A 13,489-nucleotide genomic window follows, 5' to 3' on the forward strand; every position below is an offset into this window, starting at 1 on the left:
AGATCAGTCGTGGATCTCGAGCCGAGCGACCACGAACCCGAGGAGTTCGACCCCGAGAGCGACCTCTACGATCCGGATTCCGACTCGTTGACGATCCCGCGGGTCGAGACTGACGCCAGCGACGCCGATCCGAAACTGGTCACGATGTTCTGGGCGCTCGTGCTCGTCGTCAAGGCGTCTATTCTCACGACTGCCCTCGGAATTCTGTTGCTCGCGTTCGACGTCATGCCGCAGTTTGGCCTGGCGGCGCTCGCGGCCGGAGTCGTGCTCGCCGGGTTCGCCGTCTACCGGTACCGGACGTTCGATCCGTCGGCCGTCTCGAGCGACGATAGTGATAGCAGCGACGACAATGATGGCAACGACGACGGAGATAGCAAAGACGATGGCAATGGCGACGATGCCTCGGAAGACCCCGCAAACACCGACGTCGAGAGAATCGCCGACGATCCGACTGTCGAACACTCGACGGCAGCCACCGCGGAGGACCAGCCGTGAAACCCGTCCGCGACGACGACGGCACCCGCTACCTGCTCGTCAAACGTTCGTCGGACTCGAGCCTCGTTCGTGACCCGAGAACGGGCGAGGAACGCTACGTCACAAACGATCGACTCGAAACCCTCCCCGAGGAATCCGCGCTCGAGCTGGCCGCTCGAGCCGTCGACGGCGACGTCCGTACCCCTCTCCTGTCGATTCACGACGAACGAACGCTCGGGCTCGTCCTCGAAATCGCCAGACGCGGCCCCCTCGGCGTCCGAGAGATCCTCGGGTACAGCGACTTTTGCGAGAGCGATCTCCACGGCCGACTGGCCGTCCTCACGGCGGGCGGCGTCCTGGAGGAGACCGAGGTCGGCGGCGAGCGCGGGTACGCGATCAGCGAGTCGGCCAGACGCGGACTCGAGGTGCTCACCGAGGGAACGGCGGTCGACGGGGAGCGGTCGCCGTAGTCGTCAGCCCTCAATCGTCGCCGTCATCCGTCACCCGTTGTCGTCACCCGTCAACTCTCAATCGGACGCCAGCAACGCCGCCTCCGGGGGTTCGCCGCGCTCGAGGCGCGAGCGATTCGACGTAGCGTCCTTCTCGACGCGCACGAGGTCGTCGGCCGCGCCCACGAGTTCTTCGTCGTGGCTCACGACCACGATCTGTTCGACGCCCAGGTCGCGCATCGACTCGATGAGCGACACGAGCTGGGTGACGTGTCCCGAGTCCAGGAACACAGTCGGCTCGTCGAGGATCAACGGCGGCATCGGAGCCGATCCCTCAACGCCCTCCGCCAGCAGCCGGTAGATCGCACAGCGGAGGCTCAGGTTGAACAGGGCCCGCTCGCCCCCGGATAGCTGTTCGGGCTCGAGCGCCTCCCCATCCTTCTGGTAGACCGTCAGCCGATAATCGCCGTCCAGGTCGATCGCCGCGTAGGAGTCGTTCTGGTAGACCAGGTCGAACGTCTCGTTGAGCAGGCGCTCGAGCGTCTCGACGTTTCGCTGGCGCAGTTCGGCCCGGAGGTCGCCGTAGGTCGCCTGCAGCGTCTCGGCCTCGTCGTACAGCGACTGGAGGTCCGCCACCCGATCCTCGACTCGCTCGAGGTCCGTTCGGAGGTCCTCGAGGTCCTCGAGTTCCTGCTCGACGGCGCCAATCGCGTTCTGGATGCCCTCGCGCTTCTCCTCGAGCTCTTCGAGTTTCGGTTCGACCTGCTCGAGGTAGTTCTCTGCATTTCGTTTCTTCTCGCGGGCGTCCTCGATCCGGCCCTTGTCGAACTCGTCCTCGAGGGTCCGCTTTCGCTCCCGTTTGTCCGAGAGGCGAGTCCGGCGTTCCTCGTTCAACTCGGCCTTGTTCGCCCGTTCCGTGCGGGCACGCTCGAGGTCGCCCGCGAGCTCCTCGAGCCGATCGGTGAGCGATTCCACCGATTCGAGGGTCTCGAGTTCGGTCTTGATCTCGGCGCGCTCGCCGTTGAGGTCTCCCAGGCGTTTCCGGGTCTCGGCCAGGCCGTCCTCGAGCGCGTCCGCCTCGTCGCGTTTCTCGGTCGCCGACTCCCGAAGATCCTCGACGCGCCCTTCGAGTTCCTCGCGCCGCTCGCGGCGCTCCGCGATCGTCTCGCGCTTTTCGTCGAGCAACTGGGCGACGTTCTCGCGGTTGCCCTCGAGTTCTGCGACCTCGCTCTCGACTTCGACCAGGTCCTCAGCGCCTTCGAGTCTGGATTCGGCGTCCTCCAGGTCGGCCTCGATATCGTCCCGCTCGGTTTCGAGGTCGGTCAGTTCCTCCCGGCGTTCGTCGAGTACGTCGACGTGGGGCGAGTCCTGGACGGGCTGGCCACACTCGGGACACTTCCCCTCCTCGAGCAGGGCCTCGCCCTCCTCGATCGACGCCTCGACGGCCTCGATCCTGGCCGTCACGGTGGCGAGATCGGATTTGTACTCGTCTCGCTGGGCCGCCAGTTCCTCGCGGTGGTCGTCCGCGTCGCCGAACGGGATCGGCGCGTCCTCGAAGCGATTTCGCTGCGCTTCGATCTCGTCCTCGAGTTCCGAAAGCGTCTCCTCTCGTCGTTCGATCGTCTCGGCCTCCGCCTCGAGCGTCTCGGTGAGATCGTCGATCGTCGCTTGCTTCTCGTCGGCTTCCGACTCGAGTTCGTCCGCGCGGGTCCGGAGTCGGTCGACCTTGCCGGTCGTCTCGGTGATCTCGACGCGAATCTCCTCGAGTTGGTCCCGAAGTTCGTCGTCTCGTGACTCGAGGGTGTCGATGCGGGCGTCGACGGTCGGTGCGTTCTCGTCGGCGCTCTCGGCACGGTTTGGACCATCGGAACTGTCGGCACCATCGGAACCGTCGACATCGTCGGAGTCCCCAGCACCACCTGCCGAGAGCGCAACCGGTTCCTCGAGGGCCTCGAGTAATGATGCTCGTTCCTCCAGGACGCTCTCGTGCTCGGATTCGAGGTCCTGGATCGTCTCGAGGAGGGATTCTCGCTCGCGCTCGGTCGCCGAAATCGTCTCCCGGAGCTCCTCGACGTCGCCCTCGAGCGCCGTAATCTCCTCGCGGGTCTCCTCGTGGCGCTCGAGGACCTCCGTCGCGTCCTCGAGCGTCTCCCGGGCGGCTTCGCGCTGGGACTCGAAGTTGTCGATCTCCGCGACCACGTCGGCTCGCCGGGTCTCGAGGGCGTTGAGCCGCTCGGGGAGGTCCTTCTCCTCCTTCGTCTCGATCTGCTCGCGCAGTTTCTCGAGGGCACCCTCCTGGCGGTCGAGGACGTCCTTGACACCCAATCGTGCCTCGCTCGCCCGCTCGCGGTACTCCTCGAGCGCGCCGAGCTGGAGGAGGTCGTCGATCATGTCCTGTCGCTCGCGCGGGGAGGCGTGAATCAGCTTGTTCACCTCGCCCTGGCGGACGTACGCGCAGTTGACGAACGCGTCGGCGTCCATCCGCAGGAGTTGCGTCACCTCCCGGCGGACGTCCCGGGCGCCCTCGACCGTGTCGTCGGGCGTCTCCAGGACGCACGTCGTGGTGGTCGCCCGGTCGCCCCGAAGTTTGAGTTCCCGGCGGATGCGGTAGCTCGTCCCGTCGTGGGTAAAGGCGAGGTCGACCTCGCTCTCGTCCTCGCCGATGGTGATCACGTCGTCGAGGGTTCGGTCGTCGAGGGCCTTCGAGCCGTAGAGCGCGAAGAAGACGGCCTCGAGCAGGGTCGACTTGCCGCTGCCGTTGACGCCGTGGACGACGGTGACGCCGTGCTCGAGGCCGAGGTGGGCCTCGGCGTAGCACTTGAAGTTGCGCAGGGAGAGGGAGTCGACTCTCACGCGAAATCACCCAGGGAAGTAGTATCGGCCTGGTCGTCCGGTTCGGTTGCGCTCCCCTCGTCGGTACCCTCGGCTTCGGTTTCGGCGGCGACTTCCGCGACATCCGCCGTTTCGTCCGATTCGTCGGCTTCGAGCGCCGCTGCTGAGCCGCTGTCCTCGAGCGCCTCTGCCGCTTTGTCGCCCTCGAGCGCCTCCGCCGTCGCATCGTCCCCACCCGAGAGCGCGTCCGCGACGGTCTGGACGTCCTCCGGATCCCGTTCCGGGGCCGGGGCGAACGCCGACTCGTCGGACTCGAGGAGTTCCTCGACCCGCCGCTTCGTCGATTCGCGAACGTTCGCGTCGGCCACGTCGTCGTCTCGGACCGTCTGGTCGATCTCGAGGGCCGCGTCGCTGAGTCCGAGTTCGCGAACGCGCTCGCGAACCGCCGCGTCGGGGTCCGCGAAGCTCACCGAAATCTCGGCGTCCTCGTCGGCGAGTTCCCGGCGGTCGTTCACCCGTGCGACGAGCGCACCACGCTCGAGGGCGAGTTCCTCGACGGCTGCGGGAGCGACCGGTCGACCCTCCCCCTCGACGGTGACGATCACGACCGCGTCCTCGAGGTCGTACTCCCGCACCCGTTCCTGGACCCGGTCGACGCCCTCCTCGTCCGCGAGGTCGACGTCGACGAAGACGAACTCGCGGGTGCCGGGGATCGACCGTCGGCTGATCGCCACGTCGGAGTCGGAGTCGAACGTGACGAGGTTGTACCCCCGATCCTCGCGCTCGCTCGCGCTCGCACGCTCGGTCGACCCGCAGTAGGTGACCCAGGTGTCGGCCACCTCCGCGGTGTCGGCCGCGTGGTTGTCTCCGAGCAACATCGCGTCGAAGTCGACCGACGCCTCCTCGAGGACGGATTCGGTGTCCCAGTCGGCGTGGGCGAACGGTTCGAACAGGCCGTGGCTCACGAGGGCGGCGTGGTCGGCGTCGCCGGGAATCGGGTCGAAGTCGTAGGCGAGGTCTTCGCGCCGTGAGCGGGGGACGAAGTCGAGGCCGTAGAAAGCCACGTCGTCGACCACGACCGGGTCGGGTCCGAGTCGGGTCGCCAGCCCCAGGTCGGCGAAGAGGTCGAGCCACTGGGCGTCCCGTTTGCCCTCGTGGTTGCCGACGACCGCCAGGAACGGAACCTCGGCGTCGGCCAGGCGCCGGAGCACCTCGACGGTTCCCTGAAGGTCGACCAGGCCGGGCCGGCGGTCGTGAAAGAGGTCTCCGGCGTGGATCACGGCGTCTACCTCGTCCTCGATGGCGTCCGTCGCGACGCTGTCGAAGGCCTCGAGAAAGTCCCGTCGGCGCTCGGGCGCGTTGTACTGCTGGTACCCGATGTGGGTGTCGCCCGTGTGTATCACCCGCGTCATCTACGACGACATTGTGCGTCGTCGACTAAAGGGGTTCCGCGACCGGGCCGAAAGTGAAAGATCGGTTTGCATTCGAGTTCGAGTTCGAGGTCCGAACGAGTGATCAGTTCTCGAGTTCGAGCGAGTAGAGTCGCTTGCGGGCGTCCGAAAAGGAAAAACGAGACGCGACGACGTTCTGCTCCTCGAGTCGACTGAGGGCGTAGCGGACGGTTCGCGGCGGCAACAGGCTCTCCTGAGCGATCTGTTTCTGGGTCATCGTGTCGTTGTACTCGAGAACCTTCGCGACGAGTTTCGCGCTCGGCGGCAGGTCGCGGACATCTTCCCACGTCCCTCGCTCCGGCTCTTCTCCCTGAAACGATTCTGAGACACTCATACACGACCACCTTCCGCATACAGCGTGATAATATTTTCTGTTTCAGAATATGCTCCATGGTTATTCCACGGAGGGGGTGTATCTACCCGAAGTCTCTTATGATGGAATGCCCTACCAGTGCGTAATGACCGATACTGTGGACGACGTCGAAGTCCCGTACGACGAGGACGAGGCGTCTCAACAGGAGAAAATACGCGCCCTCGAGGAGCGCCTGGAACTCCTCGAGTCCCAGAACGAGGAGATGCGGGACAAGCTCCTCGACGCGAACGCCGAGAACAACAAGTACCAGCAGAAACTCGAGCGTCTGACCCACGAGAACAAGAAGCTCAAGCAGTCGCCGCTGTTCGTCGCCACCGTCCAGGAGATGACCGACGAGGGCGTCATTATCAAACAGCACGGCAACAACCAGGAGGCGCTGACCGAGGTCACCGAGGAGATGCGCGGCGACTTAGAGCCCGACGCCCGCGTCGCCGTCAACAATTCGCTGTCGATCGTCAAGTCCCTCTCGAACGAGACCGACGTCCGGGCCCGGGTGATGGAAGTCACCGAGAGTCCCGACGTGAGCTACGAGGACATCGGCGGCCTCGACGAGCAGATGCAGGAAGTTCGCGAAACCGTCGAGATGCCACTGAAGAGCCCCGAGATGTTCGACGAGGTCGGCATCGATCCGCCGAGCGGCGTCCTGCTCTACGGGCCGCCGGGTACGGGGAAGACAATGCTCGCCAAAGCGGTCGCCAACCAGACCGACGCGACGTTCATCAAGATGGCCGGCTCCGAACTCGTCCACAAGTTCATCGGAGAGGGTGCGAAGTTGGTCCGTGACCTCTTCGATGTCGCCCGCGAGCACGAACCTGCCGTCATCTTCATCGACGAAATTGACGCCATCGCCGCCAAGCGTACCGAGTCGAAGACCTCCGGCGACGCCGAGGTCCAGCGGACGATGATGCAGCTGCTGAGCGAGATGGACGGCTTCGAAGAGCGCGGTGACATCCGCATCATCGCGGCCACGAACCGCTTCGACATGCTCGACCGTGCGATTCTCCGTCCTGGACGGTTCGACCGCCTCATCGAGGTCCCGAAGCCGACCGAGGACGGCCGCGAACTGATCTTCCAAATCCACACCCGGAACATGAACGTCGCCGACGACGTCGACTTCACCCAGCTGGCCGCCGAGACGCCCGAGGCCTCCGGGGCCGACGTCAAGGCCATCTGCACCGAGGCCGGGATGTTCGCCATCCGCGACGACCGCACGGAGATCCGGATGAAGGACTTCTACGACGCCTGGGAGAAAGTCCAGGCCGAGTCCACCGAGGACCCCGAGGTCTCGAAGACGTTCGCCTGAGCCTCGAGCGAGATCCTTTTCGCGTTCGCGTTTTACTCGATAGTCGAATCCGTGAGTACCCGCAGTGAAAACGAACGGGAGCCTACAGCGTCGCGAAAAGGGCCCAGGGAACCAGGAACAACGCGACGGTCATCAGCCCGAGTATCGCCAGATAGCCCGCGCCCGTCCCGAGGGCCGTGAGCCACGTCGGATGCTCGTACGCCGAGAGATCGAGTGCCATACCCGATTCTCCGCCGACGCGGATATAAACGTACCGGGAACGCCAGCCATCGTTCGGACCGTTTTTATCGCTCGAGTGGCTACCTCGCTGCAATGACGACAATCGCCGTGGTGGACAATCACGGACAGTTCACCCACCTGGAACAGCGCGCGCTGCGCGACCTCGGCGTCGACTGCACGCTCGTCGACAACGAGACGCCGCCCGAAGACGTCGAGGCCGACGGCATCGTCCTCTCGGGTGGCCCCGACATGGACGGCATCGGCCAGAGTGCCGCTTACCTCGAGGACGACCGCCCCGTCCTGGGCATCTGTCTCGGTATGCAGCTCATGGCCGTCGAACTCGGCGGCGAGGTCGGCAGCGGCGACTACGGTGGCTACGCCGACGTCACCGTCGACGTGCTCGAGGCGGACGATCCGCTCGTCGGCTCGCTGGCCCCCGAAACGCGCGTCTGGGCGAGTCACGCAGACGAGGTCAAAACGCTGCCCGAGGGATTCACTTGCACGGCCTCGAGCGACGTCTGCGGCGTCGAGGCCATGAGCGACACCGACCGGGACCTCTACGGCGTCCAGTGGCACCCAGAGGTGGCCCACACCGAAGAGGGCGAGGAAGTGTTCGAAAACTTCCTCGAGATCTGTCTGGCGTCGGCGGAAGCGACACACTGACGGCCACCCCATCGAGTCTGCCGTCTCCTGCCGTCCCCTGGCGGCTCGAGGCTACTCATTCTCCGGCTGATTCACTCTCCGGCTCGGATCGATCACCGACCACCCGATACGTCCGCCCCCGCTTGCTGCCGACGGCTTCGATCAGATCGTAGTGAACCATCTTCGTCAGGTAGTTCCGCAGCGTCCGCGACGTCTTGGGATCGTCTACCCGTCGCTCGTACTCGGCGTAGAGCGCACGCGGTTCGATCTCGCCCGCCTCGTCGATGACGTCGTAGAGCACCCGCTGGTGTTCGATCAGGCCGTCGATGGTCTCCCGACGAATCGCCTCCCTGGTGTCGGGAATCGCCTCCTGGAGCGCCTCGTCCGAGAGCGTCCCGTCGCCGCGGCGCGTCTCGAGTCGAGCCGCCGAGCGCAGGATGCCGATGGCGACGCGGGCGTCGCCGCCCGCCGCCTGTGCGATCAGCTGTAGCTGGTCGTCCTCGACGGTGCCCGGTTCGAGACCCTGCTTCGCCCGTTCTCGAAGGATCGCGACCAGTTCCTCGGTCGAATAGCGGTCGAACTGCACGCGCGTCCCGGCGCGCAGGCGAGAGCGGACGCGGTCGTCGAACCCGGCGAAGAGTTCGGCCTCGCGGTTGGCGATCAACACCAGCGACAGGTGGCCGAGCCGGTGGAGGTCGTACAGGGCCGTCGTCTCCTCGAGCTGGTCGACCTCGTCGAGGATGGCGACGACGGGCTGGTCGTTCGCCGCTGCGAGGCGGTCGAACAGTTCGTCCTTCGGCGTCGAGCGATGGACCTCGAGCGCGAGTCCAAGCGCGTCGAGGATCGCGTACAGCACGCGATACCGAGTGTGGTCCTGCCAACAGTTGACGTAGGCGACCTGCACGTCGGGTCGCTTTTCCTGCAACCGGTCGAGCGTGTAGCGCGCGATGCAGGTCTTGCCGACGCCCGTCGGCCCCAGCAGAAAGGTCGTCTCCGGTCGATCCCCGCGGAGAATCGGCTCGAGCGTTTCCGAGAGGTGGGAGACCTCGTCGTGACGGTGGACCACCTCACTCGGGACGAAGTCCTCCTGGAGGACGCGCGGATCGACGATCACGATACGACGAGTGTGCACTCGAGTACCTTAAACGGTCGTGGCTCGCCGCGTGCACTCTCCATACCAGCGTTTTCGACGCAAGGTGTACTCACTCACTACCGAGACGAGAGGCCCGCGTTCGTCTAGTTTGTCACGCGTCCAGGCCCAATCGACCAGTATTCGTATATCGTTATACAGTATATTTATCGATGAGCCCGTATTGCGACGCGGTCCTAAATGAGACCCACACGACTGTCTCGCTGATCGACGTAGCCTCTATCCAGAGGCGCGGGAATTCATACCCTGGTGAAAAATTGTGTTTGCGATCCGTGAGCACTCTCGTGCGGTGGACCGACTGCCGACAGTCGAATAGACGAACAACTGGCTGTTCTACGATTGCAACCCCCATCACCGCCAGGTGCAACCAGGATCCATCGATTATCTGCACTGCGTACGTTCGAAGAGTGGTCGTCTCGTTTGCGGACCCAACGAAATGTGGAACAGTAGCAACTGTACGAAAACGACTGGGGCGCCCGGCACCCACAGCAAAGTTGCACCGATCGACCCACCGTTCGCGAAATCTGTCCTGGCGCCGTAGACCCTCGATTGTTGGACCGAACATTGTCCTCCTCGTCCAGGCTAGTTCGAAAAATCGGGCTCACGCTCGAGTTCGTTCGCTCAGGAGAACCAGATATGAGTATCGTTCGTGACCGGCTGACCTGAACGCATTATCACAATCGTTCGCGAGTAGAGACTCGAGTAGCGTTTCGGTGGTTTGGCACGATTGAGCAAATCACATTCTCGAAGCCCGGGCCGTCGAATGTGGCCGCTAGACGAGTTTACTCGTTCGAGAGGGAGTACTAGCACACCCTAGCCAATGCCTCGAATATGCGCTCATTGGACTTCCATCTCCCTGGCCACCCGGCCTCACGTGATGATTCGGCAGCTGAATCGGACGAATGGCCGGACCGACACGGGCCAGATAAATCATATAATGGTATATTAAATCCGGCCTGGAGGCACTACTCGGGCCTCGGGGGCTCGAAACGAGTGAGTCGGGCATCGTTCTCGCCACGCCACAGGGTCTGACGGAACAATGTGGCCCGTCGACCGTGGTTTCTTTACCACCGGCCGACACCCTCCGGTATGGACGAGGTTTCACTCGGCGTTCCGGAACCGGTGCTCGAGCGACTGCCTGACGAGAGCGGCGACGCGGCGATGGACATGCAACAGGCCGTCGCCGGCTGGGAGAGCCGATTGAATCGCGCTATCGAGGAGGCCGACGACGACGCGGAAGCCGCCGGCCACGTCCTCGACGCGATCGAACACTTCGAGGAACGCCTCGAGACCTACGACGCGTTCGTCCCCGAGCTACGGGCGTGGGGGCAGTCACCGATTTACGCCATCGCGTGGCGAACGCTCTACGCGGACGTCATCGCACAGCTGTACGAACACGACGACCTCGCGACGTACCTCGACCGTGAGCGAAACTCCCGGCTGGTCCAGGACGGGATTCGTCTCCGGGACCGGTGAGTGCTGACAGTCGATCAGATAGTCTTCCGTTCAAACCGATCGGTTGCGAATGCAGACGCAACGATTTTCTCCGCATCTACGGTAGAGAGGGGCGTGAACGCGAGGGACGAGGACGGCGCTGACCTGGACGCGACGACGCGGCTTCGCCGACGCGTGCTCCCGACACTGCACCGAATCAAAGAGCCGCTGGGCGGGTTTGCCACGTGTACTCAACACCCGTCGGAGTACGTTGGGACCATCGAACGCGACCTGCGAGCGTTTCGACCGGACCTCGAGGCGATGGCGTTTGCACCCGAACCGATCGCCTCGCTGAAGGTCCACGAGGACGGCCGCTTTTCGGCTGGAAGCTGGGTACGACGACGATCGCCGCTGGCCGACTGGCAGCTACACGTGACCCTGTTCCAGGACGGGCGAGACGCCATCGAGGTGTTTGCCCACCGGGAGTACTCCTGGCTTCGCCACCCCTACAAGCACTACGTCGGTGATGGCTGGGATACGTCGGGAGGTGTCGAACGGATGCGGTCGCTGTTGCGGGGTCACGGGATCGAGTTCGTCGTGGACTAGACGAGGCCAGCGCGGCGGACCGCCCCTCGAGACCTTTCGTACTGTGTCTCGACACGTCCCCGTTGTGCGTCTCGAGACTTTTCGTACCGTACCGTGCCTCGAGACCTTTCGTACCGTGCCTCGAGAGGCCTCGTTTTCACCTCTCGAAACGAGCCCGAGAACGTATCGACAACGCAACCTATTCGGTCCCCGCGTTCGAACCACGGCTCATGACCCGGACGGAGACGGTCACCGCCTTCACGGACCTCTACCTCCCCACGGTCAACGGCGTCACCTACACGATCCAGCTCTGGCGCGAGCGCTGGCGCCAACAGCGGACGGCGATGCCCATCGTCTACCCGGAGATGGACGGCTACGAGGCGGGCTCCGGCGAGTACCCAATTCGAAGCGTTCGCGCGCCGCTGTATCCCCAGTACCGTCTCGGGCTTCCCTCGATTCCGGACGACCTCGAGACGCCGGACATCGTCCACGTCCACACGCCGTTCACCATCGGCTTCGCCGGGATTCGCTTCGCCCGCAAGCGCGACGTGACCGTCGTCGCCTCCTACCACACCCTCCTGGACGACCGGGCGAGCCAGCACGTCTCCGGCAACGTCCTCGACGGCGTCAAGCGGACCTGCCGACTCTACGAACGCACGTTCTTCGAGCGCGTCGACCACGTCACCGCGCCGACCTCCTTCGCCCGTGACCACTTGCTCGAGACCGTCGAGGCCGACGTCGACGTGACGGTGGTCTCGAACGGCATCGACACCGACTTCTTCCGGCCCGTCGATCCGACCTCGTTTCGCACCCGATACGACCTTCCCGACGACCGCCCGCTGCTCGGCTACACGGGTCGCCACGGCGAGGAGAAGAACCTCGAGGAGGCGATCGACGCCGTGGACGGAACGCGGATGACGCTCGTCCTCGGTGGCGACGGACCCGCTCGCGAAGCCCTCGAGGAACGTGCGGCCGATGTGGACGCCGACGTCAGGTTCCTCGGCTTCCTCGAGCGCAAGGAGTTGCCGGCATTTTACGCCGCCCTCGACGTGTTCGTCTTCCCGAGTCCGGTCGAGACCCAGGGACTCGTGGCGCTCGAGGCGACCGCCTGCGGGACGCCCGTCGTCGCCGTCGACGAGGGGGCGCTGACCGATTCGGTGATCCAGGGCGAAACCGGCTATCGCTACCGACGCGGGTCGATCGGTGACCTCCAGTGGGCGATCACGCGCTGTCTCGACGAACACGACCGCCTAGCCGACCTCTGTCGCCGACGACGGGCGATGCTCTCGGTCGACCACTCCATCGAGCAGCTATCGGAGATTTACGATCGACTCGTCTGAGCGGTCTCAGGAGCGGTCTCGGGAACCGGCAAGCGGTCCGCTCGGGGCCGGTCGTCCCCACTTCCCGACCGCGGGCACTTAAGTTTCGTCGCGCCAATTCGAGCGCATGGAACTCGATCTTCGATTTTTCGCCACGTTTCGCGAAGCCGTCGGTCAGAAGGATCTCTCCAGGACGGTCGAGGACGGCGCGACCGTCGGCGACGTGCTCGCAGCGCTGGAAGCGGAGTACGAGGGCCTCGAGGGAGAACTGCTCCAGGACGGCGCGATTCGGCCACAACTGAGCGTGTTGAAAAACGGCCGGGACGTGGTTCACATGGCCGGCGTCGACACCGACCTGGAGGAGGGCGATCGGCTCTCGGTGTTTCCACCCGTTGCGGGCGGCTGATTCACTCTCGGGGTAAGACTACAAAAAGGATAAGTAGTAAGTGGCCGAGTGGCTCGGCATCGTACCGGAGGCACCTTCACTGTCGAGAGTTACCCGACACCCTGCCGCCGGACGCACGTTTATGGGTACTCTCCACCAAGCTGATCCAATGACCGCGCGCGTCGAACGTTCCTTCCGGGGGATCTCCGAGCGACTCGCCGTCCGCTACCTCGAGAACCTGGGCGGTGAGCGAGTGGGAGACGATGTCGTCGAGGGTGATGGCTGGCGAGCCCAGTTCGATGCCGAGACGGTTGGCGTCGGACCGACGTTGACGCTGACCGAGGTGACCGTCGTCTTCGACGGCGAGGAGGAGACGCTCGAGGAACTCGTTCCCGCATTCGCTCGGAAGGCGATGCGGGCCGGGGGGTGAGATCGACGATGACGGACGCCGGCGAGCCGATCGAAGGCCAGATCCTGTTGCTCGCGGCGGCGAAAGCGAGCGTAGCGCCGTCACAGCTTCCGGACCTCGTGGATCGGGTTCAGCACTACCTCGTGGCCGACATCCAACGTCATCGCCAATCGGCGGAGTGCCCCTACGAGGACGACGACCGGATCGTGTTGCTGTTTGAAACCGGGTTCTGGGAGCAAATCGGGTCGGCGCTCGCACTCGAGGAGCGCGAGTGGGATGCTGTCTCGCGCGCACACGTCGAACAATTTCGTCGGGTTGGACGTCGCCGCGATCGCGAGGCCGAGTTCGAGACGGCGCTGGAGATTCGCGAACCGGTCTGTATCGGCCGTCCCGCCGCTGACGAGCGAGACAGAACTGGCTGACGGCGCGTCGAACGAGCACTGAAGAGTTCCGAAGTGCACCGA

Annotated in this window: 15 protein-coding genes; 10 read left to right on the forward strand and 5 right to left on the reverse strand. The window is 64.6% G+C overall.

Annotation, left to right across the window (positions count from 1 at the left end):
- Nucleotides 1–9: 9 nt before the first annotated feature.
- Together NGM15_RS09570 and NGM15_RS09575 are read left to right on the forward strand one after the other, a co-directional pair.
- Nucleotides 10–495: a DUF7322 domain-containing protein gene (locus NGM15_RS09570; RefSeq protein WP_253430051.1), complete on the forward strand. Its 486-nt coding sequence runs from the start codon at nt 10–12 to the stop codon at nt 493–495.
- Nucleotides 492–944 (forward strand): DUF7346 family protein, encoded by a 453-nt coding sequence (locus tag NGM15_RS09575; protein WP_253430054.1) that lies wholly within the window; start codon nt 492–494, stop codon nt 942–944. The genes NGM15_RS09570 and NGM15_RS09575 overlap by 4 nt, the downstream gene beginning before the upstream one ends.
- A 57-nt stretch (nt 945–1,001) precedes the next feature.
- Here NGM15_RS09575 and NGM15_RS09580 read toward each other — a convergent pair whose 3' ends face one another.
- From NGM15_RS09580 to NGM15_RS09590, 3 genes are all read right to left on the reverse strand, one after another.
- Nucleotides 1,002–3,776: a DNA double-strand break repair ATPase Rad50 gene (locus tag NGM15_RS09580; RefSeq protein WP_253430057.1), complete on the reverse strand. Its 2,775-nt coding sequence runs from the start codon at nt 3,774–3,776 to the stop codon at nt 1,002–1,004.
- Nucleotides 3,773–5,167: a DNA double-strand break repair protein Mre11 gene (gene mre11, locus NGM15_RS09585; protein WP_253430060.1), complete on the reverse strand. Its 1,395-nt coding sequence runs from the start codon at nt 5,165–5,167 to the stop codon at nt 3,773–3,775. The genes NGM15_RS09580 and mre11 overlap by 4 nt, the downstream gene beginning before the upstream one ends.
- A gap of 103 nt (nt 5,168–5,270) precedes the next feature.
- Entirely contained in the window at nt 5,271–5,540 is a 270-nt protein-coding gene (locus NGM15_RS09590) for a MarR family transcriptional regulator (RefSeq protein WP_253430063.1), read from the reverse strand.
- 124 nt (nt 5,541–5,664) lie between these two features.
- Here NGM15_RS09590 and pan1 point away from each other — a divergent pair, with 124 nt between their 5' ends.
- On the forward strand, nt 5,665–6,882 hold the full coding sequence (gene pan1, locus NGM15_RS09595; protein WP_253430066.1) for a proteasome-activating nucleotidase Pan1: 1,218 nt from the start codon (nt 5,665–5,667) through the stop codon (nt 6,880–6,882).
- A gap of 82 nt (nt 6,883–6,964) precedes the next feature.
- Here pan1 and NGM15_RS09600 read toward each other — a convergent pair whose 3' ends face one another.
- Nucleotides 6,965–7,102, reverse strand: a complete 138-nt coding sequence (locus tag NGM15_RS09600) for a hypothetical protein (protein WP_253430069.1) — start codon at nt 7,100–7,102, stop codon at nt 6,965–6,967.
- Nucleotides 7,103–7,194: 92 nt separating this feature from the next.
- Here NGM15_RS09600 and NGM15_RS09605 point away from each other — a divergent pair, with 92 nt between their 5' ends.
- On the forward strand, nt 7,195–7,764 hold the full coding sequence (locus NGM15_RS09605) for a GMP synthase subunit A (RefSeq protein ID WP_253430072.1): 570 nt from the start codon (nt 7,195–7,197) through the stop codon (nt 7,762–7,764).
- A 55-nt stretch (nt 7,765–7,819) separates the two neighbouring features.
- On the opposite strand, the gene NGM15_RS09610 is transcribed toward NGM15_RS09605, so the two are convergent.
- Entirely contained in the window at nt 7,820–8,857 is a 1,038-nt protein-coding gene (locus tag NGM15_RS09610) for a Cdc6/Cdc18 family protein (RefSeq protein ID WP_253430075.1), read from the reverse strand.
- 1,125 nt (nt 8,858–9,982) lie between these two features.
- Here NGM15_RS09610 and NGM15_RS09615 point away from each other — a divergent pair.
- The 6 genes from NGM15_RS09615 (at nt 9,983) to NGM15_RS09640 (ending at nt 13,447) form a co-directional block, all read left to right on the forward strand.
- Nucleotides 9,983–10,369 (forward strand): DUF7971 family protein, encoded by a 387-nt coding sequence (locus tag NGM15_RS09615; protein WP_253430078.1) that lies wholly within the window; start codon nt 9,983–9,985, stop codon nt 10,367–10,369.
- Nucleotides 10,370–10,462: 93 nt separating this feature from the next.
- A complete protein-coding gene (locus NGM15_RS09620) occupies nt 10,463–10,933 on the forward strand; it encodes a hypothetical protein (RefSeq protein ID WP_253430081.1) in 471 nt (156 codons plus the stop codon).
- A gap of 209 nt (nt 10,934–11,142) precedes the next feature.
- Nucleotides 11,143–12,252, forward strand: a complete 1,110-nt coding sequence (locus NGM15_RS09625) for a glycosyltransferase (RefSeq protein ID WP_253430084.1) — start codon at nt 11,143–11,145, stop codon at nt 12,250–12,252.
- 106 nt (nt 12,253–12,358) lie between these two features.
- Complete coding sequence (locus NGM15_RS09630; RefSeq protein WP_253430087.1) at nt 12,359–12,637, forward strand: ubiquitin-like small modifier protein 1; 279 nt, start codon at nt 12,359–12,361, stop codon at nt 12,635–12,637.
- A 148-nt stretch (nt 12,638–12,785) separates the two neighbouring features.
- Nucleotides 12,786–13,046 (forward strand): MoaD-like domain-containing protein, encoded by a 261-nt coding sequence (locus tag NGM15_RS09635; protein ID WP_253430090.1) that lies wholly within the window; start codon nt 12,786–12,788, stop codon nt 13,044–13,046.
- 8 nt (nt 13,047–13,054) lie between these two features.
- Complete coding sequence (locus NGM15_RS09640) at nt 13,055–13,447, forward strand: DUF8048 family protein (protein WP_253430093.1); 393 nt, start codon at nt 13,055–13,057, stop codon at nt 13,445–13,447.
- Nucleotides 13,448–13,489: the final 42 nt, after the last annotated feature.

It is taken from the genome of Natronosalvus halobius, from assembly GCF_024138145.1.
GTDB lineage: Archaea > Halobacteriota > Halobacteria > Halobacteriales > Natrialbaceae > Natronosalvus > Natronosalvus halobius.

Excerpts from the sequence above, each read along its gene's own strand:
- NGM15_RS09600 (WP_253430069.1), bottom strand. The coding sequence starts at position 7,102 with ATGGCACTCGATCTCTCGGCGTACGAGCATCCGACGTGGCTCACGGCC.
- NGM15_RS09635 (WP_253430090.1), top strand. The coding sequence starts at position 12,786 with ATGACCGCGCGCGTCGAACGTTCCTTCCGGGGGATCTCCGAGCGACTC.
- NGM15_RS09630 (WP_253430087.1), top strand. The coding sequence starts at position 12,359 with ATGGAACTCGATCTTCGATTTTTCGCCACGTTTCGCGAAGCCGTCGGT.
- mre11 (WP_253430060.1), bottom strand. The coding sequence starts at position 5,167 with ATGACGCGGGTGATACACACGGGCGACACCCACATCGGGTACCAGCAG.
- NGM15_RS09590 (WP_253430063.1), bottom strand. The coding sequence starts at position 5,540 with ATGAGTGTCTCAGAATCGTTTCAGGGAGAAGAGCCGGAGCGAGGGACG.
- NGM15_RS09625 (WP_253430084.1), top strand. The coding sequence starts at position 11,143 with ATGACCCGGACGGAGACGGTCACCGCCTTCACGGACCTCTACCTCCCC.
- NGM15_RS09640 (WP_253430093.1), top strand. The coding sequence starts at position 13,055 with ATGACGGACGCCGGCGAGCCGATCGAAGGCCAGATCCTGTTGCTCGCG.
- pan1 (WP_253430066.1), top strand. The coding sequence starts at position 5,665 with ATGACCGATACTGTGGACGACGTCGAAGTCCCGTACGACGAGGACGAG.
- NGM15_RS09605 (WP_253430072.1), top strand. The coding sequence starts at position 7,195 with ATGACGACAATCGCCGTGGTGGACAATCACGGACAGTTCACCCACCTG.
- NGM15_RS09615 (WP_253430078.1), top strand. The coding sequence starts at position 9,983 with ATGGACGAGGTTTCACTCGGCGTTCCGGAACCGGTGCTCGAGCGACTG.